The organism is Micrococcus sp. KRD026 (assembly GCF_017168445.1).
In the GTDB taxonomy this organism is placed as follows: Bacteria; Actinomycetota; Actinomycetes; order Actinomycetales; family Micrococcaceae; genus Micrococcus; species Micrococcus luteus.
Window position 1 is genome coordinate 56,646 of sequence record NZ_JABFBA010000031.1, and the last position, 21,675, is coordinate 78,320.

Annotated in this window: 17 protein-coding genes; 5 read left to right on the forward strand and 12 right to left on the reverse strand. The window is 72.9% G+C overall.

Annotation, left to right across the window (positions count from 1 at the left end):
* Positions 1–37: 37 nt before the first annotated feature.
* The 3 genes from J1M40_RS11360 to J1M40_RS11370 are packed head-to-tail and all read left to right on the forward strand — an operon-like array spanning position 38 to position 4,129.
* Positions 38–1,639 carry a glucose-6-phosphate isomerase gene (locus J1M40_RS11360; protein WP_069941295.1) on the forward strand — a complete coding sequence of 534 codons (1,602 nt, stop codon included), beginning with the start codon at positions 38–40 and terminating at the stop codon, positions 1,637–1,639.
* Complete coding sequence (gene zwf / locus J1M40_RS11365) at positions 1,629–3,191, forward strand: glucose-6-phosphate dehydrogenase (RefSeq protein ID WP_036315281.1); 1,563 nt, start codon at positions 1,629–1,631, stop codon at positions 3,189–3,191. Before J1M40_RS11360 ends, zwf begins: the two co-directional genes overlap by 11 nt.
* Complete coding sequence (locus J1M40_RS11370) at positions 3,188–4,129, forward strand: glucose-6-phosphate dehydrogenase assembly protein OpcA (RefSeq protein ID WP_036315284.1); 942 nt, start codon at positions 3,188–3,190, stop codon at positions 4,127–4,129. Before zwf ends, J1M40_RS11370 begins: the two co-directional genes overlap by 4 nt.
* A gap of 93 nt (positions 4,130–4,222) precedes the next feature.
* On the opposite strand, the gene secG is transcribed toward J1M40_RS11370, so the two are convergent.
* The 11 genes from secG to uvrA form a co-directional block, all read right to left on the reverse strand.
* On the reverse strand, positions 4,223–4,474 hold the full coding sequence (gene secG / locus J1M40_RS11375; RefSeq protein ID WP_036315286.1) for a preprotein translocase subunit SecG: 252 nt from the start codon (positions 4,472–4,474) through the stop codon (positions 4,223–4,225).
* Positions 4,475–4,555: 81 nt separating this feature from the next.
* Positions 4,556–5,347, reverse strand: coding sequence for a triose-phosphate isomerase (gene tpiA / locus J1M40_RS11380; RefSeq protein ID WP_010078716.1), 792 nt, complete (start codon positions 5,345–5,347; stop codon positions 4,556–4,558).
* A gap of 2 nt (positions 5,348–5,349) precedes the next feature.
* Entirely contained in the window at positions 5,350–6,597 is a 1,248-nt protein-coding gene (gene pgk, locus J1M40_RS11385; RefSeq protein ID WP_036315290.1) for a phosphoglycerate kinase, read from the reverse strand.
* 107 nt (positions 6,598–6,704) lie between these two features.
* Positions 6,705–7,715, reverse strand: coding sequence for a type I glyceraldehyde-3-phosphate dehydrogenase (gap, locus tag J1M40_RS11390; RefSeq protein ID WP_036315293.1), 1,011 nt, complete (start codon positions 7,713–7,715; stop codon positions 6,705–6,707).
* Between the two features lie 185 nt (positions 7,716–7,900).
* Positions 7,901–8,527 carry a superoxide dismutase gene (locus J1M40_RS11395; protein WP_036315296.1) on the reverse strand — a complete coding sequence of 209 codons (627 nt, stop codon included), beginning with the start codon at positions 8,525–8,527 and terminating at the stop codon, positions 7,901–7,903.
* Positions 8,528–8,676: 149 nt separating this feature from the next.
* The gene (gene whiA, locus J1M40_RS11400) at positions 8,677–9,642 is read right to left on the reverse strand and encodes a DNA-binding protein WhiA (protein WP_036315298.1); all 966 of its coding nucleotides are present in this window, start codon (positions 9,640–9,642) and stop codon (positions 8,677–8,679) included.
* 31 nt (positions 9,643–9,673) lie between these two features.
* The gene (gene yvcK / locus J1M40_RS11405; protein WP_069941294.1) at positions 9,674–10,720 is read right to left on the reverse strand and encodes a uridine diphosphate-N-acetylglucosamine-binding protein YvcK; all 1,047 of its coding nucleotides are present in this window, start codon (positions 10,718–10,720) and stop codon (positions 9,674–9,676) included.
* On the reverse strand, positions 10,717–11,613 hold the full coding sequence (gene rapZ, locus J1M40_RS11410) for an RNase adapter RapZ (protein WP_036315303.1): 897 nt from the start codon (positions 11,611–11,613) through the stop codon (positions 10,717–10,719). The genes yvcK and rapZ overlap by 4 nt, the downstream gene beginning before the upstream one ends.
* The gene (gene uvrC / locus J1M40_RS11415; protein WP_170720384.1) at positions 11,610–13,535 is read right to left on the reverse strand and encodes an excinuclease ABC subunit UvrC; all 1,926 of its coding nucleotides are present in this window, start codon (positions 13,533–13,535) and stop codon (positions 11,610–11,612) included. The genes rapZ and uvrC overlap by 4 nt, the downstream gene beginning before the upstream one ends.
* Positions 13,528–14,199: a 1-acyl-sn-glycerol-3-phosphate acyltransferase gene (locus tag J1M40_RS11420; protein ID WP_036315306.1), complete on the reverse strand. Its 672-nt coding sequence runs from the start codon at positions 14,197–14,199 to the stop codon at positions 13,528–13,530. Before J1M40_RS11420 ends, uvrC begins: the two co-directional genes overlap by 8 nt.
* A 40-nt stretch (positions 14,200–14,239) precedes the next feature.
* Positions 14,240–17,224 carry an excinuclease ABC subunit UvrA gene (gene uvrA / locus J1M40_RS11425; RefSeq protein WP_069941292.1) on the reverse strand — a complete coding sequence of 995 codons (2,985 nt, stop codon included), beginning with the start codon at positions 17,222–17,224 and terminating at the stop codon, positions 14,240–14,242.
* A gap of 114 nt (positions 17,225–17,338) precedes the next feature.
* On the opposite strand from uvrA, the gene J1M40_RS11430 reads away from it, so the two are divergent.
* Entirely contained in the window at positions 17,339–18,019 is a 681-nt protein-coding gene (locus tag J1M40_RS11430; protein ID WP_036315309.1) for an MBL fold metallo-hydrolase, read from the forward strand.
* A 30-nt stretch (positions 18,020–18,049) separates the two neighbouring features.
* Here the strand turns inward: J1M40_RS11430 and J1M40_RS11435 are convergent, their stop codons facing one another.
* A complete protein-coding gene (locus J1M40_RS11435; RefSeq protein ID WP_036382741.1) occupies positions 18,050–18,973 on the reverse strand; it encodes a methyltransferase domain-containing protein in 924 nt (307 codons plus the stop codon).
* Positions 18,974–19,015: 42 nt separating this feature from the next.
* Here J1M40_RS11435 and J1M40_RS11440 point away from each other — a divergent pair, with 42 nt between their 5' ends.
* Complete coding sequence (locus J1M40_RS11440) at positions 19,016–21,649, forward strand: RNA helicase (protein ID WP_041102711.1); 2,634 nt, start codon at positions 19,016–19,018, stop codon at positions 21,647–21,649.
* Positions 21,650–21,675: the final 26 nt, after the last annotated feature.

Below are 21,675 nucleotides of genomic sequence, written 5' to 3' on the forward strand. Positions count from 1 at the left end.
CCGCCGCCCGCTCGCCACGCGCACGGAAGGACCCCCCATGAGCACCCTCGGCCTCACCGCCACCGGAGCCGCCCTCGAGGCGATCGACCGCCATCTGCCCGCCCTCCTCCAGGACCGCGTCGCCTCCCGCCTCGGGGCGCAGGACGCCGACCTGTGGGGGGCGCCGGCCCGCGACGAGGCCGCCAAGCGGCTCGGCTGGATCGACCTGTTCGAGGACTCCCGCGCCCTCGTCCCAGACATCGCCCAGCTGACCCGGGAGCTGCGCGCCGAGGGCGTGGACCGCGTGGTCCTGGCGGGCATGGGCGGCTCGTCCCTGGCCCCCGAGGTGATCGCGGCGACGGCCGGCGTCGAGCTCGAGGTCCTGGACTCCACGGACCCGCTCCAGGTCTCCCGCGCCCTCGAGCGCGACCTCGAGCGAACCGTGCTGGTGGTCTCCTCCAAGTCCGGCTCCACCGTGGAGACCGACTCGCAGCGCCGCGTCGTCGAGGCCGCGTTCCGCGACGCCGGGATCGACCCCCGCACCCGCCTGGTCGCCGTCACGGACCCGGGCTCACCGCTGCACGCCGCGTGCGAGTCCGCCGGCTGGCGCGCCGTCTTCACCGCGGACCCGACCGTGGGCGGGCGTTTCTCGGCCCTCACCGCGTTCGGCCTGGTCCCCACCGGCCTGGCCGGCGTGGACGTCGCGGCCCTGCTGGACGACGCGGAGGCCGTGCTCGACCTGCTGATCGCCGACGACGAGGACAACCCGGGCCTGCAGCTCGGCGCGGCCCTGGGCGGCACCCGCCCGCTGCGCGACAAGCTCGTCTTCGCCGACCACGGGTCCGGCATCGCCGGACTGCCGGCCTGGATCGAGCAGCTGATCGCCGAGTCCACGGGCAAGGACGGCACCGGGCTGCTGCCCGTCGTCGTCGCCCCCGGCGACCCCGAGACCGTGTGGGACGCCCCCGACCTGCTGCAGGTGCAGCTCGTCGGCGAGGACGACGTCGCGGCCCCGGGCCACGGCGTGCAGGTCGCCGGCTCGCTCGGCGCCCAGCTGCTGCTGTGGGAGGTGGCCACCGCGGTGGCCGGCCGCCTGCTCGGGATCAACCCCTTCGACCAGCCGGACGTGGAGGCCGCCAAGGCCGCCGCCCGCACCCTGCTGGACGGCCCCGCCGCCGAGCGGCCGGCCGACGGCGAGGTGGAGGGTGTCGAGGTCTCCGGCCCGGCGTCCGTGACCTCTGCCCCGGACCTGGCCGGCGTGCTGCGCGCCACGGCGGCACTGGTGCCCGAGGGCGGCTACCTGGCGGTCCACGCCTACCTCTCCCGTCATGACGACGCCGAGCTCGAGGAGCTGCGCGCGGACCTGGCGGACCTGGTCGGCCGCCCGGTCACGTTCGGCTGGGGTCCGCGGTTCCTGCACTCCACCGGACAGTTCCACAAGGGCGGCCCGGCCGTCGGCGTGTTCCTGCAGATCACCGGCGACGCCGGCCTGGACCTCGAGGTGCCCGGCCGCCCGTTCTCCCTGGGCAGGCTCATCGCCGCGCAGGCAGCGGGCGACGCCCGGGTGCTGGGCGATCTCGGCCGCCCCGTGGTCACCCTGCACCTGCGCCGCCGCGACGCGGGCATCGAGGCCCTGAGGAGCGCCGTCCGTGGCCGGTGAGTCCCGGACCGCCCCCCGCAACCCGCTGCGCGACCCCCGTGACCGGCGCCTGACCCGCATCGCGGGCCCGTCGGCGCTCGTGCTGTTCGGCGTGACGGGCGACCTGGCGAAGAAGAAGCTCCTGCCGGCCATGTACGACCTGGCCCAACGCGGCCTGCTGCCGCCGGCGTTCTCCCTCGTCGGCTTCGGTCGCCGCAGCTGGTCCGACGAGGAGTTCGCCGACTACGTGCGCGCCGCCGTCGAGGCCTCCTCCCGGACCACGTTCGACGAGACCGTGTGGGACCAGTTCCAGGGCGGTCTGCGCTTCGTCTCCGGCGCGTTCGACGACGAGGCTGCCTACGTCCGTCTCGACGAGGTGCTCGCCGAGCTCGAGACCTCACGCGGCACGCGGGGGAACACCGCGTTCTACCTCTCCATCCCGCCGGACTGGTTCGAGGCCGTCTCCCGCCACCTGGCCGACCAGGGCCTGGCCGACCGGTCGCAGCCGGCCGAGGGCCCGTGGCGCCGCGTGGTCATCGAGAAGCCCTTCGGCCACGACCTGGCCAGCGCGCAGGAGCTCAATGCTGTGATCGAGCGCGTCTTCCCCTCGGACGCGGTGTTCCGCATCGACCACTACCTCGGCAAGGAGACGGTGCAGAACATCCTCGCGTTCCGGTTCGCCAACCGGATGTTCGAGCCGCTCTGGAACGCGGAGCACGTGGACCACGTCCAGATCACGATGGCCGAGGACATCGGCATCGGTGGACGGGCGAGCTACTACGACGGCGTGGGCGCGGCGCGCGACGTCATCCAGAACCACCTCCTGCAGCTGCTCGCGTTCACCGCGATGGAGGAGCCGATCTCGTTCGACGCGGACCATCTGCGCGCGGAGAAGGAGAAGGTCCTCGAGGCCGTGACCGTCCCGGACACGCCCGAGGGACTCGCGGCGGCCTCCGCCCGCGGCCAGTACACCTCCGGCTGGCAGGGCGGCGAGCGGGTCACGGGATTCCTCGACGAGGAGGGCTTCAACCCGGCGTCCGTCACGGAGACGTACGCCGCGCTCAAGGTGGGCATCCGCACGCGGCGCTGGCAGGGCGTGCCGTTCTACCTGCGGGCCGGCAAACGCCTCGGCCGGCGGGTGACGGAGATCGCCGTCGTCTTCAAGAAGCCCCCGCACCTGCTGTTCCCCGTCCACGACGGGGACGAGTTCGGGCAGAACATCATCGTCATCCGGGTGCAGCCGGACGAGGGCGTCACCATCCGCTTCGCGTCCAAGGTGCCCGGCACGCAGACCGAGATCCGCGACGTCACGATGGACTTCGGCTACGGCCACGCCTTCACCGAGGACTCCCCCGAGGCGTACGAGCGTCTCATCCTCGACGTGCTCCTCGGGGAGCCGCCGCTGTTCCCGCGCCAGGCCGAGGTGGAGCTGTCCTGGCGGATCGTGGACCCGTTCGAGGAGCACTGGGCGAGCCTGGGCACCCAGCCCGAGCCCTACGCCCCGGGCACGTGGGGACCGCCCTCGGCCGACGCCCTCATGGCCCGCGACGGACGAAGCTGGAGGCGCCCGTGAAGATCCGCATGCACGACACCACCACCTCCCAGGTGGCCAAGCGCATCACGCAGCTGCGCGAGAAGAGCGGGGTCGTGGCCCTCGGCCGCGTCCTCACGCTCGTGATCAGCACGGACGACGCCGGCATCGAGTCCGCCGTCCAGGCCGCCAACGCGGCCTCGCTCGAACACCCGTGCCGCATCGTCGTCCTGGCCCTGGGCGACCCCGCGGCCCCCACCCGCCTGGACGCCGAGATCCGGGTCGGGGGCGACGCCGGCGCCTCCGACGTCGTGGTGCTGTGGTGCGCCGGGGAGAACGCCCACGCCGACGAGTCGCTCGTCTCCGGGCTGCTCCTGCCCGATGCGCCCATCGTCGTGTGGTGGCCCGGGGTGCCACCCGGGGTCCCCTCGGCGACGGCGCTCGGTCGCCTGGCCCACCGCCGGATCACGGACACGGCCTCGGCGTCCGCGGCCGAGCCCGCCCTGTGGGCTCTGCGCGCGGGCCACCATGAGGGGGACACCGACCTGGCCTGGACGCGCCTGACGCTGTGGCGGATCCAGGTGGCCGGGATCTTCGACACGCTCGACGTGGCCACCCTGCGCTCGGTGACGGTGGACGGGGCGCCGGACTCCCCCAGCACCATGCTGCTCGCGGCGTGGCTCACCCTGACCCTGAAGGTGCCCGTGACGATCGCGCACTCGAAGGTCGGCCACGGGATCCGTGCGGTGCGCCTGCGGTGCACGGACGGGGACGTGGTGCTCTCCCGCTCGCAGTCGCAGGTGGCCCGGCTCTATCAGCAGGGCCGGCCGGTGCAGCGCATCTCCCTGCCACGCCGGACGATCCAGGACTGCCTGGCCGAGGAGCTGCGCCGCCTGGACCCGGACGAGGTCTTCGGCGCCGTGCTCCACCAGGGCCTGCCGCGCACGGACCTCTCCCCCGTGCAGGCCTCCGAACGCTGAGGGGCCCCCGGCGCCCCACCGGTCCGGGACGCGCGAACGCCCCGCACGGATCTTCCGTGCGGGGCGTTCGCGTCGGGGCCCGGCGGGGCGGCCTCAGGACTCCATGGTCAGACGCGGCAGGACGCCGAGCAGGGCGATCACGACACCCCAGGCGACCACGGAGCCGACGGTCAGGCGGGTGAGCAGACGCTGGGCGGAGCCCGAGGAGCTCATCGAGCTGGTCACGCCGCCGCCGAACATGTCCGAGACGCCGCCGCCGCGGCCCTTGTGCAGCAGGATGAGCAGCACGATGACCACGCTGAGCACGACCACGAGGATCTGCAGGGCCAGGGTCAGGACGTCCACGGGAGGGCTCCTCGGGTCGAGGTGCGGCCCCGGCGCGCGCCGGGGCCGTCACGGAGAATGCGGTCGGTCGGGCCGGACGGATCAGGCCTGGTCGAACCGGACGATCTTAGCAAACTCGTCCGCGTCGAGGCTGGCGCCGCCCACGAGGGCGCCGTCCACGTCTGGCTGCGCCAGCAGCGCCGGCGCGCTGGAGGACTTCACGGAGCCGCCGTAGAGGATCCGCAGTCCGGCGGCGACGTCGTCGCCGTGCAGTGCGGCCACGCGGGCGCGCAGGGCCGCGCACATCTGCTGCGCGTCCTCGGGGCCGGCGACCTCGCCCGTGCCGATCGCCCACACGGGCTCGTAGGCGACGACGACGCCGGCCACGTCCTGCGCCGACAGGCCCGCGATCGAGCCCTCCAGCTGGGCGAGCGTGTGCTCGACGTGCCGGCCGGCCTGGCGCACCTCCAGGCCCTCGCCCACGCAGATCACCGGGGTGAGGCCGTGGCGCAGGGCCGCGGCGGCCTTGCGCGCGACGAGGGCGTCGTCCTCCCCGTGGAGGGTGCGGCGCTCGGAGTGGCCCACGATCGCGTAACGGCACCCCAGCGCGGCCAGGAACGCGCCGGAGACGTCGCCCGTGTAGGCGCCGGCGTCCTCGGGCGAGAGGTCCTGCGCGCCGTAGACGAGGTCCAGGCGGTCACCGGTGACGAGCGTCTGCACGGACCGCAGGCCCGTGAAGGGCGGGAACACCGCGACCTCCACGGCCTCCTGGTCATGGTCCGCGTCCGAGAGGAGCCACGTGAGGCGCTGCACCAGGGTGACGGCCTCGAGGTGGTCCAGGTTCATCTTCCAGTTGCCCGCGATCAGCGGCACGCGCGTGGTCTGCTCCGCCATGCTCACGCCCGCCCCTCGCCGGCCAGGGCGGTGACACCCGGCAGCTCCTTGCCCTCGAGGTATTCGAGGGAGGCGCCGCCGCCGGTGGAGATGTGGCCGAACGCGTCGTCGGCGAAGCCGAGCGTGCGCACGGCCGCCGCGGAGTCGCCGCCGCCGACCACCGACAGGCCGCCGGCCGCGGAGGCCTCGGTGAGGGCCCGGGCCACCGCCCGGGTGCCCTCCGCGAAGGCCGGGAACTCGAACACGCCCATGGGGCCGTTCCAGAACACGGTCTGGGCGCCGCGGATCTGCTCCGCGAACGCCCGGGCCGTCTCGGGGCCGATGTCCAAGCCCATGGCGGACGCGCCGTGCGCGCCCGAGGTGAGGGCGTCCACGGCCAGGACCTCGTGCTCGGCGTCGGCCGCGAAGCCGGAGGCCATGACGATGTCCGTGGGGAGCACGATGCGGGCGGCCCCGGCCTCGGAGCGGCGCAGGTACTCGCGGACGGTGTCGAGCTGGTCCTCCTCGAGCAGGGAGGCGCCCACCTCGTGGCCCTGCGCCTTGAGGAACGTGAAGAGCATGCCGCCGCCGATCAGCAGCGTGTCGGCCTTGTCCAGCAGGTTGTCGATCACGGCCAGCTTGTCCGAGACCTTCGACCCGCCCAGCACGACGACGTAAGGCCGCTCCGGGGACTCGGTCAGACGGGTGAGCACCTCGAGCTCGGCGGCGACCAGCGGGCCCTGGTGGGCCGGCAGCTGTGCCGCGACGTCGAACACGGAGGCGTGCTTGCGGTGGACCGCGCCGAAGGCGTCGCCCACGTAGGCGCCGTCGTCGCCGGCCAGCGCCGCCATCTCGCCGGCCAGTGCGGCGCGCTCGGCATCGTCCTTGGAGGTCTCGCGGGCGTCGAAGCGCACGTTCTCCAGCAGCAGCACCTGGCCGTCCTGCAGGGCGGCGGCCTTCGCGCGCGCGTCGTCCCCGGTCACGTCCGCGGCGAGGGCGACGTCGGTGCCCAGCAGCTCGGCCATGCGCGCGGCGACGGGGCGGAGGGAGTACGCGGGGTCCGGCTCACCCTTGGGGCGGCCCAGGTGGGCCATGACGATCACGCGCGCACCGGCCTCGGCCAGGTCCCGGATCGCGGGCAGCGAGGCACGGATGCGGCCGTCGTCGGTGACGGTGTCCCCGTCCAGCGGGACGTTCAGGTCGGACCGGATGAGCACGGTGCGGCCGGCGACGCCGGCCTCGAGCAGATCGGTGAGGGTCGGTGCGGGCATGATGCCTCCTGGGGTGCCGGAGCGGGGTCGGTTCACGGTGCAGTCTAGGCGGACGGCCCGGGCCGACGGAGGAACCGTCGGCCCGGGCCGTCGGGCGCCGTGCGGGCTCAGAGCTTCGAGCCGATGAGGTCTGCGAAGTCCATGAGCTGGGAGGTGTAGCCGTACTCGTTGTCGTACCAGCCGATGATCTTCACGGTCTGGCCGATGGACTTGGTCAGCGGGGCGTCGAAGGTGCACGCCGCCGGGGAGGTGATGATGTCCGAGGACACGATCGGGTCCTCCGAGTAGACCAGGCGGCCCTGCAGCGGACCGGACTCCGCGGCCTTCTTGAACGCCGCGTTGATCTCCTCGACCTCCACGTGGCGCGTCAGCTCCACGGTCAGGTCGGTGGCCGAGCCGGTGATGGTGGGCACCCGCATGGCGAAGCCGTCGAGCTTGCCCTTCAGCTCCGGGATGACCTCGCCGATGGCCTTGGCCGCGCCCGTGGAGGTGGGCACCATGTTCTGGGCCGCGGCGCGCGCCCGACGGCGATCCTTCTTGTGCACGTTGTCGTGCAGGTTCTGGTCGCCGGTGTACGCGTGGATCGTGGTCATGATGCCGTCCACGATGCCGAACTCGTCGTTGAGGACCTTCGCCATCGGGGCCAGGCAGTTCGTGGTGCACGAGGCGTTCGAGACGATGTGCATCGACTCCGCGTCGTAGGTGTGCTCGTTCACGCCCATCACGAAGGTGCCGTCGACCTCCTTGGCGGGGGCCGAGATGAGGACCTTCTTGGCCCCCGCGTCGAGGTGGGCCTGCGCCTTGGGGCCGGTCGTGAAGATGCCGGTGCACTCGATGACCAGGTCCACGCCGAGCTCACCCCACGGCAGCTTCGTCGGGTCGGCCTCCTGGAAGAACGCGACGTCGCGGCCGTCGATGCGGAACCCCTTCTCGGTCCGCTCCAGCTCGCCCGGGTAGCGGCCCAGGATGGTGTCGTACTGGGTCAGCCAGAACAGGTCCTCGGGGTCGGCGAGGTCGTTCACCGCGACCAGCTCGAGGTTCTCGTGGCCGCGGTCCCTGAGCACGCGCACGATGTTGCGTCCGATGCGGCCGTAGCCGTTGATGGCGATCTTGGTCATGGTGGTCTCTCTCGTTAGTTCGCGTTGCGTGGTCCCCGTGGCGGTGGGTCCGGGGCGGTACGGTCGAGCGGTCGCGCCCGGTCCGGGCGCGCGGTGGGGACAGGGCCGGAGCGCCGAGCCCCTCCCCGCATCGGGGCGCTGACGTCGTGGGGCCACGACGTCAGCGCCCCGGTGCGCGGTGTGGATCAGGCCGGGAGGATCAGGCCGGAGGCGCCGGCGCGGGCGGCCTCGAAGCGGGCCTGCACGTCGGCCCAGTTCACGATGTTCCAGATCGCCTTGACGTAGTCCGCCTTGACGTTCTGGTAGTCGAGGTAGAAGGCGTGCTCCCACATGTCCAGCTGGAACAGCGGGATGGTGGCGACCGGCACGCCGTTCTGCTGGTCGTAGAACTGCTCGATCACCAGGTTGCCGCCGATGGGCTCGTAGGCCAGCACGGCCCAGCCGGAGCCCTGGATGCCGAGGGCGGCGGCGGTGAAGTGGGCCTGGAACTGGTCGAACGAGCCGAAGTACTCGTCGATGGCGGCGGCCAGCTCGCCGGTCGGCTTGTCGCCGCCCTCCGGCGAGAGGTTCTTCCAGAAGATCGAGTGGTTCGTGTGCCCGCCCAGGTTGAAGGCGAGGTCCTTCGACAGCTGGTTCACGGAGCCGAAGTCGCCGGCCTCACGCGCGGCGGCCAGCTTCTCCAGGGCGGTGTTCGCGCCCTTGACGTACGTGGCGTGGTGCTTGGAGTGGTGCAGCTCCATGATGCGGGCCGAGATGTGCGGCTCCAGCGCGGCGTAGTCGTAGTCCAGCTCCGGAAGGGTGTATTCGGTCATGCTTCCTCCTTGGTCAGGCGAGGCTGCGGGCAGGACGCCCTCGGCCTCCACCTCGGGCAACCTCGCGTCTCGGCGGCGTATTCCGTCCGTCTCCATTGTGATCGGGGGCGGAGCGCCGGGGCCAGATCCCGTCGACGGTGATCCCGCGCTCAGCCTTCGGAGGCCGCGTCCGTCCCGGGGATGCCCCGCTCGGCGGCCCGCTTGTCCGCCATGGCCAGTAGCCGGCGGATGCGCCCGGCGACGGCGTCCTTGGTCATCGGCGGGTCCGCGAGGCGGCCGAGCTCGTCGAGGGAGGCCTGCTTGTGCTCGAGGCGCAGCCGTCCCGCGTAGCGAAGGTGGTCGGGCACCTCGTCCCCGAGGATCTCGAGGGCCCGCTCCACCTTCGCCCCGGCCGTGACAGCGGCCTGGGCGGAACGGCGCAGGTTGGCGTCGTCGAAGTTCGCCAGGCGGTTGGCGGTGGCCCGGACCTCTTTGCGCTCGCGCCGCTCGCGCCAGAGGGTCGCGGTCTGCTCCGCGCCGACGGCGGCGAGCAGCGTGGCGATCGCCTCGCCGTCGCGGACCACGACGCGGTCCGACTGACGCACCTCGCGCGCCTTCGCCGCCACGCGGAGCCGACGCGCGGCCCCCACCAGCGCGAGCGCGGCCTCCGGGCCCGGCGTGGTCACCTCGAGGGCCGCCGAGCGGCCGGGCTCGGTGAGGGAGCCGTGGGCCAGCAGGGCCCCGCGCCACACGGCGGCGGTGGCCGCCGTCGTCCCGCTGACGAGGACCGGCGCGAGGCCACGCACGGGCCGTCCCCGCTGGTCGATGAGCCCGGTCTGCCGGGCGAGGTCCTCTCCCCCGCGCACGACCCGGAGCACGTACCGCTGACCACGGCGCAGGTTGCCGCCGGAGACCACCACGATCTCCGGGGCCAGGCCGTACAGCTCGGTGATGGCGGCCCGCAGGCGGCGCGCACTGGCGCCGTGGTCCAGTTCAACCTCCACGACGACGCGGCCGGCCACGAGGTGCAACCCCCCGGCGAACCGCAGCATCGCCGCGGTCTCCGCCCGCCGCTCCGGGGTCGCGGCGACCGGCACACGGGCCAGCTCCTCCTTGAGGGTCATGGTCAGCGCCATGCTCGTGCTCCTTCTCGGCGAGGTGCGCGCGTCAGTGGGTCATCGCCTCGCCGATCGAGACGGCCAGGCGCAGCGGGTCGTGGACCTGGGGATCCTGGGCACTGCTCACTCTACTGAACGCCACGCGCGCGCCCATCCGGGCCGCCTCGGCCTCCACCGCCGCCCGGTCGGTGACCGCGTCCACGTCGGCGATCACCACGTCCAGCCGGAGGTCCGGCGCATAGGAGCGCAGCACCTTGAGGTGGTCGGCGTGGGTGAGGCCGGTGGTCTCCTGGTCTCCCGTGCGCAGGTTCAGCACCATGAGGCGCCGGGCGGTGGTGGCGGCGAGGGCCGCGCGCACGTCCGGCATCAGCAGGTGCGGCAGCACCGACGTGTACAGCGAGCCGGGTCCGAGCACCACCCAGTCGGCCATCTCGATCGCCGAGAGCGCCTCCGGGGTGGCGGGGGCGTCGGACGGGCTCAGGCGGACGTCGGTGACGCGCCCCTCGAACGCGGCGACCGCGAGGGCCACCTGGCCCTCCACGCATCGGGTGCGCAGGCGGCCGTCCGGGCCGGCGCTGAGCACGTCCCCGCCGATGGTCAGCGGCACCCGCGAGACCGGCAGGACCTCACCGTGCGCCCGCAGCAGGGCGCCGGCCCAGCGCAGCCCGTCCACCGGGTCGCCCAGCAGCTCCCAGAGGGCGACGATCAGGAGGTTCCCGAGCGCGTGGTTGTCCAGGGTGGCCTGGTCGGCGGGCACCTCGGTGGAGTGGAAGCGGTGCTGCATGACGTGGGCCCAGGTCCGACCCCAGTCGGTGTCGTCGCACAGGGCGGCCAGCGCCATGCGGAGGTCGCCAGGCGGCAGCACCGCCATCTCCCGGCGGATGGTGCCGGAGGAGCCACCGTCGTCCGCCACCGTGACGATGGCCGTGAGGTGCCCGGCCACGTGCCGCAGGGCCGCGAGGGACGCGGAGAGGCCGTGGCCGCCGCCGAGGGCGGTGACGCGGGCCGTGGGGCGGGACATGCCGGCGCCCACCCCGCGCCCTTCCGAACCCATCCCGGGCGGCAGGGGCAGTTGGCCGGTGAGCGGGGACGTCATTCGCGCCCCATGTCCCGGTGCTGGACGTGCACCGTGACGTGGGGCACCTGGGCCAGGCGCCGGGCCAGCTCCTCGGCGACGGCCACGGAGCGGTGCTTGCCGCCCGTGCAGCCGATGGCGAGCGTGGCGTAGTGCTTGTTCTCCCGCCGGTAGCCCTCGAACACCGGCCCCAGCATGGCGACGTACGTGCGCAGGAAGTCCTCGACACCGGGGCGGGAGAGCACGTAGTCCGCGACCGCGGCCTCCGTGCCCGTGTGCGGACGCAGCGCCGGCACCCAGTGGGGGTTGGGGATGAAGCGCATGTCCGCCACGAAGTTCGCGTCCGCCGGGACGCCGTACTTGAACCCGAAGCTCATGATGGTCAGGCGCAGCGTGACGGGGCCGGACTCCGAGAACAGCTCGGTGATCTCCGTGGCCAGGCCGTGCACGTTCAGCTCGGTGGTGTCCACCACGACGTCGGCACGCGCCTTGAGCGGCTCGACGACGTCCCGCTCCGCGCGGATGCCGTCCAGCAGCCGGGCGTTGCCCTGCATCGGGTGGGGGCGGCGGCCGGCCTCGAAGCGTTGCAGGAGGACGTGGTCCTCCGCATCGAGGAACACGGTGCGATACTCCACTCCGCTGTTGGCCAGGTGCTGCAGGGCGGCGTACAGCTCCTCGAAGTAGGAGCGCGAGCGCACGTCCACCACGATCGCCAGGCGCGGGAACGCCTCCGGCGAGCGGGCGATGAGCTCGGCCAGCGTGCCGAACAGGGCCGGCGGCATGTTCTCCACCACGTCCCAGCCGTGGTCCTCGAGCGCGTGCGCGGCGGTGGTCCGTCCGGCGCCGGACATCCCGGCGATCACGAGCACCTCGGATGTCGGCGGCTTCTCCGGCTGGAGGGTCTCCTCGGTCATGACTCCACTGTATCCGCGGGCGTGTCGGCCGTGAGCGCCGTGTGGACGGCCTCGGCCAGCCGCGGCCCGATGCCGGCGACCTCGGTCAGCCGGTCCACGCCGGCGGCCCGGATCTCGGCGACGGAGCCGAAGTGGTTCAGCAGCGCGGTGCGCTTGGCCGGGCCCAGACCCGGGATCCCGTCCAGGGCGGAGACGGTCATCGCCTTGGACCGCCGGCTGCGGTGGCCCGCGATCGCGAACCGGTGCGACTCGTCACGGATGCGCTGGAGCAGGTACAGGCCCTCCGAGGTGCGCGGCAGGACCACCGGGAACTCGTCGCCCGGCAGCCACACCTCCTCGAGCCGCTTGGCCAGCCCGACCACGGGCAGGTCGTCCAGGCCCAGCTCCTCGAGGACCGCCGCGGCCGCGGCCACCTGTGGCGGGCCGCCGTCGACCACCACGAGCGAGGGCGGGTACGCGAAGCGGCGCCCCGCCTCCTGATCGTCCGCCTCGACCTGACCGGAGAGCGGGGCGCCCTCCGCGCGCTCCTTGGCCAGGCGGGCGAAGCGGCGCCGCAGGACGTCGCGCAGGGACGCCGTGTCGTCCCGGGCGGCCTCCCCCGTGACGTTGAAGCGGCGGTAGTCCTTCTTCTTCGGCAGCCCGTCCTCCATGACGACCATCGAGCCGACCACGTTGGTGCCCTGGGAGTGGGAGATGTCGTAGCACTCGATGCGCAGCAGGGGCTCGGTGATCTCCAGGGCCTCCTGCAGCTCCCGCAGGGCGGCGGAGCGGGTGGTGAGGTCCCCGGACCGCCGCGACTTGTGCAGCTTGAGGGCCATCTCCGCGTTCTCCCGGACGGTCTCCATGAGGTCCGCCTTCGAGCCCCGCCGGGGCACGCGCACGGCGACCCGGGACCCGCGCAGGCCCGAGAGCCACTCGGTGAGCTGCGCGGCGTCGTCGGGCTCGACCGGGACGAGGATCTCGTGCGGGATGCGCTCCGGCCCCTCGAGGTCGCCGTAGACCTGCTGGAGCAGGTGCGCGACCATCTCCGGCTCGGCGACGTCCTCCACGCGCTCCATGACCCAGCCGCGCTGGCCGCGGATGCGACCCTGCCGGACGTGGAACACCTGCACCGCGACCTCCAGCTCGTCCGCGTGCAGGGCGAAGATGTCCGCCTCCGTGTTCTCCGGCAGCACCACGGCGTTGCGCTCGAACACGCGGCGCAGCGCGGCGATGTCGTCCCGCAGCCGGGCCGCGTCCTCGTAGCGCAGCTCCTCGACGGCGCGGGCCATGGCCTTCTCCAGCTCGCGGATGAACCGGTTCGCATCCCCGGCCATGAAGTCGCAGAAGTCCTGGGCCAGCGCGCGATGGTCCGCCGGGCTGATCCGGCCCACGCAGGGCGCCGAGCACTTGCCGATGTAGCCGAGCAGGCACGGCCGGTCCTGGGCGCGGGCCCGCTTGAACACGCCGGCCGAGCACGTGCGGACCGGGAAGACGCGCAGCATCAGGTCCACGGTCTCCCGGATCGCCTTGGCCGGGTGGAACGGGCCGAAGTACTTCACGCCGGGCTTCCGGTCGCCGCGCATCACCTGGACGCGCGGGAACTGCTCGTTCATGGTCACGGCCAGGTAGGGGTACGACTTGTCGTCCCGGTACATGATGTTGAACCGGGGGCGGTACTCCTTGATCCACGTGTACTCGAGCTGGAGCGCCTCCAGCTCGGAGCCGACGACGGTCCACTCGACCGCGGCCGCCGTGAACACCATGGTCCGGGTCTTGGTGGCCAGCCGGGCGGGGTCCTGGAAATAGGAGCTCAGGCGGGCGCGCAGGTTCTTCGCCTTGCCGACGTAGACGACGCGTCCGTCCGCGTCGCGGAAGCGGTAGACGCCGGGCGACGTGGAGATCTCGCCCGGAGCCGGGCGGTAGGAGGCCGGATCAGCCACGGGCACCCGGGGCGGCGTTGTAGGCGTCCACGCGCTCCTGCCCCGAGAGCGCGCCGATGGCGTCCATGATCGCCGCCGTCGCGTCGCGGCGCTGCGGCAGGGTGTGTCGACGCCCGGGGTGGCCGAAGTCCAGGGGCGCGCCCACGCGCACGGAGAACCGGTGGGGACGGAAGCCGTTCGTGTCCGGCGGCTGGAGGTGCTGCGTGCCGACGAGGCCCACGGGCACCACGGGTGCGCCCGTGGCCAGGGCCAGCCAGGCCGCACCGGTGCGGCCGCGGTAGAGGCGGCCGTCGCGGCTGCGGGTGCCCTCCGGGTAGATGCCGACGCCCTGGCCGGACTCGAGCAGGCCCACGAGGGACTCGAGCGCGGCCACGGAGGCGGCCTGCTCGCCCCGGCGGACGGGGACGGAGCCCACGGACTCGAAGAACCGCCGCCGGACGCGGCCCCGCAGGCCCGTGCCCGTGAAGTACTCCTCCTTGGCGAAGAAGTGGACCGGGCGGGGGGCGAGGGCCTGGAGGATCACCGAGTCGACGAAGGACAGGTGGTTGGAGGCCATGACGAAGGGGCCCCGCGCAGGGACGTGCTCCATGCCGACGACCTCGGGGCGGCAGGTGAGCCGCAGGAGCGCGGCGGCGCTCCTGCGCACGGGCTCCGACGTCGCCATGGCTCTCCTTCGTCCGCGTCCTGCGTGGGCGGGGTCCATGCTACGCGAGCAGTTCCGCGAGGAACCGGCCCGTGTGGCTCTCCGCGACGTGTGCGACCTCCTCCGGCGTGCCCGCGGCCACGATCGTGCCGCCCCCGGAGCCGCCCTCGGGGCCGAGGTCGATCACGTGGTCGGCACTCTTGATGACGTCGAGGTTGTGCTCGATGGTGAGCACCGTGTTGCCCTTGTCCACGAGGGACTGGAGCACGTGCAGGAGCTTGCGGATGTCGTCGAAGTGCAGCCCCGTGGTCGGCTCGTCCAGCACGTAGATGGTGCGGCCGTTGGAGCGCTTCTGGAGCTCGGCCGCCAGCTTCACGCGCTGGGCCTCGCCGCCCGAGAGCGTGGTGGCGGGCTGGCCCAGGCGGACGTAGCCCAGACCGACGTCGACGAGCGTGTCCAGGTACCGCGAGATGCGGGTGTACGCGCTGAAGAAGTCCGCGGCCTCCTCGATCGGCATGTCGAGGACCTCGGCGATGTTCTTGCCCTTGTAGGTGACCTCGAGCGTCTCCCGGTTGTACCGGGCCCCGTGGCACACCTCGCACGGCACGTAGACGTCCGGCAGGAAGTTCATCTCGATCTTCAGCGTGCCGTCCCCCGCGCACGCCTCGCAGCGCCCGCCCTTGATGTTGAAGGAGAACCGGCCCTGCTGGTAGCCCCGGACCTTCGCCTCGGGGGTCTCCGCGAAGAGCTTGCGGATCGCGTCGAACACGCCCGTGTAGGTGGCGGGGTTGGAGCGCGGCGTGCGCCCGATGGGGCTCTGGTCCACGTGGACCACCTTGTCCAGGTGCTCGAGCCCCTCCACGGACCGGTGCCGGCCGGGCACGAGCTTGGCGCCGTTGAGCCGGTTGGCCAGGACCTTGTAGAGGATCTCGTTGATCAGCGTGGACTTGCCCGAGCCGGACACGCCCGTCACGGCCGTGAGGACCCCGAGCGGGACCTCCACCGAGACGTCCTTCAGGTTGTTCTCCTGGGCGCCGCGGACCGTCAGCACGCGCCCCTTCTCCGGGACGCGACGCCGCTCCGGCACCGCGATGGAGCGGCGCCCGGAGAGGTAGTCGCCGGTGACGGACCGCGTGTTCGCCTTGAGATCCGCCAGGGAGCCCGAGTGCACGACCTCGCCGCCGTGCTCGCCCGCGCGAGGACCGATGTCCACGATCCAGTCCGCCTCGGCGATCGTGTCCTCGTCGTGCTCGACGACGATGAGGGTGTTGCCGAGGTCCCGCAGGCGCAGGAGGGTCTCGATGAGGCGGCGGTTGTCCCGCTGGTGCAGGCCGATGGACGGCTCGTCGAGCACGTAGAGGACGCCGACCAGCCCGGAACCGATCTGCGTGGCCAGGCGGATGCGCTGGGCCTCGCCTCCAGAGAGGGTGCCGGCCGGCCGCTCCAGGTTGAGGTACTCGAGGCCGACGTCCAGCAGGAACGCCAGCCGGGCCAGGATCTCCTTGAGCACCTGGTCCGCGATCTGCCGCTCGCGGTCCGTCAGCCGCAGCCCCGAGAAGAACTCCATGGCCTCCCGCATGGGCAGGCGGGTGGCGTCCGCGATGGACAGGCCGCCCACGAGCACGTTCAGGACCGTGGGGTTGAGGCGAGCCCCGTGGCACGCCGGGCACGGGATCTCCCGCATGAACGACTCGTAGCGCTCGCGGGCGCCGTCCGACTCGGTCTCCCCGTGCTTGCGCATCACGTAGGGGATGACGCCCTCGAAGCCCGTGGTGTAGCGGCGCTCGCGGCCGAACCGGTTGCGGAACGTCACCTCCACCTTGAAGTCCTTGCCGTGCAGGACGGCGTCGCGCTCCGCCTCCGTCAGGTCCTTCCACGGGGTGTCCAGGGAGAAGCCCATCTCCTTGCCCAGCCCGCCGAGCACGCGCAGCCAGTAGTCCGAGGTGGACTTGCCGAGCGACCACGGCACGACGGCGCCCTCGCGCAGGGACAGCTCGTCGTTGGCGACGACGAGGTCCGGGTCCACCTGCAGGCGGGAGCCGATGCCGGTGCACTCGGGGCACGCGCCGAACGGGTTGTTGAAGGAGAACGAGCGCGGCTCGATCTCGTCCACGGTCTGCTCGTGCCCGTTGGGGCAGGAGAGCTTCTCGGAGAACGAGCGGTACCGGGGGTTGCCCTCGGCGTCCCGCCCGCCGAACTCCGCGGTGTTCTTCCTGCCCTTCTCGGCGACCGGCTCCACGTCCACGAACTCGGCCACGACGAGGCCGTCCGCCAGCTTCAGGGCGGTCTCCACCGAGTCGGTGAGGCGCTGGCGGATGCCCTCCTTCATGGCGAGGCGGTCCACGACCACGGCGATGGTGTGCTTGACCTGCTTCTTCAGCACGGGCGGGTCCGAGAGCTGGACGGTCTCCCCGTCCACGACGGCGCGGGCGAAGCCCTGCGTGGACAGGTCCTTGAACAGGTCCACGAACTCGCCCTTGCGGCCGCGGACCACGGGCGCGAGCACCTGGAAGCGGGTGCGCTCGGGCAGCTCCTCGAGCTGGTCCACGATCTGCTGCGGGGTCTGCCGGCTCACCGGCTCGCCGCACTGCGGGCAGTGCGGCACCCCGACGCGCGCCCAGAGCAGGCGCATGTAGTCGTAGATCTCGGTGATGGTCCCCACCGTGGAGCGCGGGTTGCGGTTGGTGGACTTCTGGTCGATGGACACGGCCGGGGACAGGCCCTCGATGAAGTCGACGTCCGGCTTGTCCACCCGGCCCAGGAACATGCGGGCGTAGGAGGAGAGAGACTCGACGTAGCGTCGCTGGCCCTCGGCGAAGATCGTGTCGAAGGCCAGGGAGGACTTGCCCGAGCCGGACAGACCCGTGAACACGACCATGGCGTCCCGCGGGAAGCTGACGTCGACGTCCTTCAGGTTGTGCTCGCGGGCGCCCTGGACGACGATGCGGTCCCGCTCGCCCGAGCGCGCGCCGCCGGAGCCGGAGGCGAGGCCGCCGGGGTGGGCCTCGACGGCGGAGGAGACGGTGGTGGAGGAGTTCTTGGGCACGCGGCCAGCATAGGGGCGGGCACGGACACGACACCGGGGTCTCGCCTGTGGGCGAACCGACCGCGGCCCGGGCCCGCCCTGGCGCGTCGCCGCCCCGTCCGTACACTGTTGCGCATGCCCGAGACCGCCCGGAACCGCCTCCTGCACGATCTGCCCGCCGTCACGGTGCGCACCTGCTCCGTGTCGGAGATGGACAACAACGTGTACCTGCTCACCTCCAAGACCACGGGGGCGCAGGTGCTGATCGACGCCGCCGCCGAGGCCGAGGCCATCCGCGACCTCATCGCCTCGGCCGCGGACGACACCCCGTGCGAGCCGCGCCTCGAGATGATCGTCACCACGCATCGACACTGGGACCACGTGCGCGCGTTGCCGGCGCTGGCCTCCCTGACCGGGGCCCGCACGGCGGCCGGCGAGGACGACGCCGACGCGATCGCCGAGGCCACGGGGGTCGCCCCCGACGTGCGCCTGCGCCACGGGGACACCGTGGGGGCGGACGGGCTCCGGCTCGAGGTGGTGGCCCTGCGCGGCCACACGCCCGGGTCCATCGCGCTGGTGTGCCGCCCCGAGGCGGACGAGCCGGCCGTGCTCTTCACCGGCGACTCCCTCTTCCCGGGCGGGGTGGGCAACACCGAGGGCGACGACGGCCGGTTCCGTCAGCTGTTCACGGACGTGAGCGATCGGATCTTCGACGCGTTCGACGACGACGTGGTGGTCCACCCCGGCCACGGCGCCTCCACGACCCTGGGCGCCGAGCGCCCCCACCTGCCGGAGTGGGCCGAGCGCGGCTGGTGACGGTGCGCCCGGGCGGTCCCGGGCCCAGCGTCAGGCCGGCTTCTGCCCCGCCATGAACAGGCGCCGGGCCGGGAAGATCGTGACCGGGCCGCCGTCGTCGGCCGTGACACCGGGCACCGGCGGGTACGCCTCGCGCATGGCGGCGCGGTACCGGTCCACGAACGCCTCGAGCAGCCCGGCGCCCTCGGCGGCGCCCTCCTCGGCGTCCCAGCGGGCCAGGGCCTGCAGGCTCGGTCGCAGGGCCGCGCCGGAGGTCCACCGGAACACCGGGTCCTCGCCCGTCAGCACCTGCTGGTACTCCGTCTCCCAGACGACCGGGGACCACCCCGCCTCGAGGAACAGCCGCGTGTACTCCTCGGGCGGCGCCACGGTGCGGGTCGTCGCCACCCCGTGCAGCGGCTCGGAGAAGGCCGGGTCCTCCGCCAGCGCCACGATCGCCGCGTGGGAGGGCTGCTCGTAGGGCCGCGGGATCTGCGCCGCGAACCACGCCCCCGGCGTGAGGTCCCCGAGCCAGCGCCGGATCAGGCGACGGTGCGTCGGGATCCACTGGAGCATCGCGTTGGACACCACGACGTCCGTCGCCCCCGACGGGCGCCACTGCGAGGCGTCGACCGCCTCGAAGCGCAGGTTGGCGGGGGCGCCCGTGCGGGCCGCCTGCTCCCGGGCCCGCTCCAGCATGGCGGGCGAGTCGTCCAGACCGATCACCTCGGCGTCCGGCCAGCGCTCGGCCAGCGTCCGGGTCAGGGTCCCCGGGCCGCAGCCCAGGTCCACCACGACGCGCGGGGCCTCGGCGCGCACGCGCCCCACCAGGTCGTGGAAGGGGCGGGCGCGGTGTTCGGCGAAGCCCTCGTACTGCGCGGGATCCCAGGTGAACCCCCCGCCCTGTCGGCCGGTCACGTCCCCCACGACGGCGTCGGTGTCCGGGTGCGGGCTCTCGGGCGCGATCTGACTCATGGCGGCACCGTATCGCGCGGAGCGGCCGATACCCTGGGGGCGATGACTTCTGCCGCCACGAACCCGCCCTCGCTGACCGACCGCATCGACGCGCTCCCGCCGGCCCCGGACGCCGACGACGTCTTCGGGGCCTTCGCGGCCTGGACCGAGGACCGCGGGATCTCGCTCTACCCCGCCCAGGAGGAGGCCGCCCTCGAGCTCGTCCAGGGCCGGCACGTGATCCTGGCGACGCCCACCGGCTCCGGCAAGTCCCTGGTGGCGCTGGCCGCGCACGCCGACGCGCTCGCCCACGACGCCGTCTCCTACTACACGGCGCCGATCAAGGCGCTCGTCTCGGAGAAGTTCTTCGCGCTGGTGGACGTGTTCGGCGCGGAGAACGTCGGCATGGTCACGGGCGACTCCACCGTCAACGGTGACGCGCCCATCATCTGCTGCACCGCCGAGATCCTCGCCAACCGCGCGCTGCGCGAGGGCTCGGGCATGGAGATCGGCACCGTGGTGATGGACGAGTTCCACTACTACGCGGACCCCTCCCGCGGCTGGGCCTGGCAGGTGCCCCTCCTCGAGCTGCCGCAGGCCCGGTTCCTGCTGATGTCGGCCACCCTCGGCGACACGACCCGCCTCGAGGCGGACCTGACCGAGCGCACCGGGCGCGAGGTCGCCGTCGTCGCCCACGCGGAGCGCCCCATCCCGCTGACGTTCGAGTGGTCCGAGGTGCCGCTGCAGGAGAAGGTCGAGGAGTTCGTGAGCACCCACCAGGCACCGGTGTACATCGTGCACTTCTCGCAGCTGGACGCCGTGGAGACGGCCCAGGGTCTGTCCTCGATCTCGGTGACGTCCAGGGAGGAGAAGGAGGCGATCGCCGCGCGGATCGCCGGCTTCCGCTTCTCCGCGGGCTTCGGGCACACCCTGAACCGCCTCGTCCGGGCGGGCATCGGCGTGCACCACGCGGGCATGCTGCCCAAGTACCGCCGCCTCGTGGAGAAGCTGGCCCAGGACGGGCTGCTCAAGGTCATCTGCGGCACGGACACGCTGGGCGTCGGGATCAACGTGCCGATCCGCACCGTGCTGCTCACCGCGCTCTCCAAGTTCGACGGCGAGAAGACCCGCCTGCTCCAGGCCCGCGAGTTCCACCAGATCGCCGGCCGGGCGGGCCGGGCCGGCTTCGACACCTCCGGCACCGTGGTGGTCCAGGCCCCCGAGCACGTGATCGAGAACAAGGCGGCCGAGCGCAAGGCCGCGGCGAAGTTCGCGAACGTCAAGGACGAGGCCGAGCGGGCCAAGCGCATGAAGCAGTCCGTGAAGTCCGGCAAGCGCAAGACCCCGCCGGCCGGCTTCGTCTCGTGGGGGCCGGCGACGTTCGAGCGCCTCGTCTCCGCCGAGCCGGAGCCGCTGGTCTCCCGCATGCGGATCACGCACTCCATGCTGCTGAACATCCTCGACCGGCCCGGCGACCCGGTCATCGCGGTCCGGCGCCTGCTGCGCGGCACCCACGAGACCCCGGCCCGCCAGGCGGTGCTCATGCGCCGCGCGCTCGGGATCTTCCGGGAGCTGCTGGCCACGGGCGTCGTCGAGCGTCTGCCCGAGCCGGACGCCGAGGGCCGCACCGTGGACCTCACGGTGGACCTGCAGCCGGACTTCGCGCTCAACCAGCCGCTCTCCCCCTTCGCCCTCGCCGCGCTCGACCTGCTGGACCCGGCCGATCCCGACCACGCGCTCGACGTCGTCTCCGTGATCGAGGCGACCCTCGACCCGCCGCGCCAGGTGCTCTCCGCCCAGGTCAAGCACGCCAAGGGCGAGGCCGTGGCCGCCATGAAGGCCGAGGGCATGGACTACAACGACCGCATGCGGGCCCTCGACGAGATCACCCACCCGCGGCCGCTGGCCGAGCTCCTCGAGCAGCAGTTCGAGCTCTACCGGCAGGACGCCCCGTGGCTCGCGGAGTTCGAGCTGACCCCCAAGTCCGTGGTGCGCGACATGTTCGAGCGGGCCATGGGCTTCGGCGACTACGTGCGGTTCTACGGGATCGCCCGGTCCGAGGGCGTGCTGCTGCGCTACCTCACGGACGCGGTCAAGGCACTGCGCCACACCGTCCCCGAGGCGGCCCGCACCGAGGAGCTCCAGGTGCTGCTGGACTGGCTCGACGAGATGGTGAAGCAGACCGACTCGTCCCTCCTGGAGGAGTGGGAGGACCTGGTGGCCGGGGACATCGACGAGCTGCGCCGGGACATGGAGGCGCTCGAGCCGCCGGCCCCGCCTCGCCTGACGGACAACGAGCCCGTGTTCCGGGTGATGGTCCGCAACGCGATGTTCCAGCGGGTGCGCCTGTTCGGCGACGAGCGGGACGAGGCGCTCGCGCGCCTGTCCGGCGAGCTGTCCGCCGACGACTGGGCCGACGCCCTCGACGCCTACTTCGACGACCACGAGGACATCGACGACGGCCCCGCCGCGCGCGGCCCCGAGCTGTTCCGCGTGGCCGCGGCCCCCGACGTCGCCGCCCCGCTGGAGCTGGCCGGCCCGCGCTGGTGGGCGGTGCGGCAGGTCCTGAAGGACCCGGACGGGGACCTGGACCACGGGATCAACGCCGTGGTCGACCTGGACGCCTCCGACGAGGCGGGCCATCCCGTGATCCGGGTGGTCTCCGTGGGCGCGCCCGAGTCCGGGTGGGGCCTGTGAGCGCCGGGGACGCTCGGGCGGCAGGA

Bases quoted from the DNA above. Each gene is read 5' to 3' on its own strand.
- yvcK (WP_069941294.1), bottom strand. From the start codon at position 10,720: ATGACGTCCCCGCTCACCGGCCAACTGCCCCTGCCGCCCGGGATGGGT.
- J1M40_RS11395 (WP_036315296.1), bottom strand. From the start codon at position 8,527: ATGACCGAATACACCCTTCCGGAGCTGGACTACGACTACGCCGCGCTG.
- J1M40_RS11440 (WP_041102711.1), top strand. From the start codon at position 19,016: ATGACTTCTGCCGCCACGAACCCGCCCTCGCTGACCGACCGCATCGAC.
- gap (WP_036315293.1), bottom strand. From the start codon at position 7,715: ATGACCAAGATCGCCATCAACGGCTACGGCCGCATCGGACGCAACATC.
- J1M40_RS11435 (WP_036382741.1), bottom strand. From the start codon at position 18,973: ATGAGTCAGATCGCGCCCGAGAGCCCGCACCCGGACACCGACGCCGTC.
- tpiA (WP_010078716.1), bottom strand. From the start codon at position 5,347: ATGGCGGAGCAGACCACGCGCGTGCCGCTGATCGCGGGCAACTGGAAG.
- J1M40_RS11360 (WP_069941295.1), top strand. From the start codon at position 38: ATGAGCACCCTCGGCCTCACCGCCACCGGAGCCGCCCTCGAGGCGATC.
- rapZ (WP_036315303.1), bottom strand. From the start codon at position 11,613: ATGACCGAGGAGACCCTCCAGCCGGAGAAGCCGCCGACATCCGAGGTG.
- pgk (WP_036315290.1), bottom strand. From the start codon at position 6,597: ATGCCCGCACCGACCCTCACCGATCTGCTCGAGGCCGGCGTCGCCGGC.
- whiA (WP_036315298.1), bottom strand. From the start codon at position 9,642: ATGGCGCTGACCATGACCCTCAAGGAGGAGCTGGCCCGTGTGCCGGTC.
- J1M40_RS11430 (WP_036315309.1), top strand. From the start codon at position 17,339: ATGCCCGAGACCGCCCGGAACCGCCTCCTGCACGATCTGCCCGCCGTC.
- J1M40_RS11420 (WP_036315306.1), bottom strand. From the start codon at position 14,199: ATGGCGACGTCGGAGCCCGTGCGCAGGAGCGCCGCCGCGCTCCTGCGG.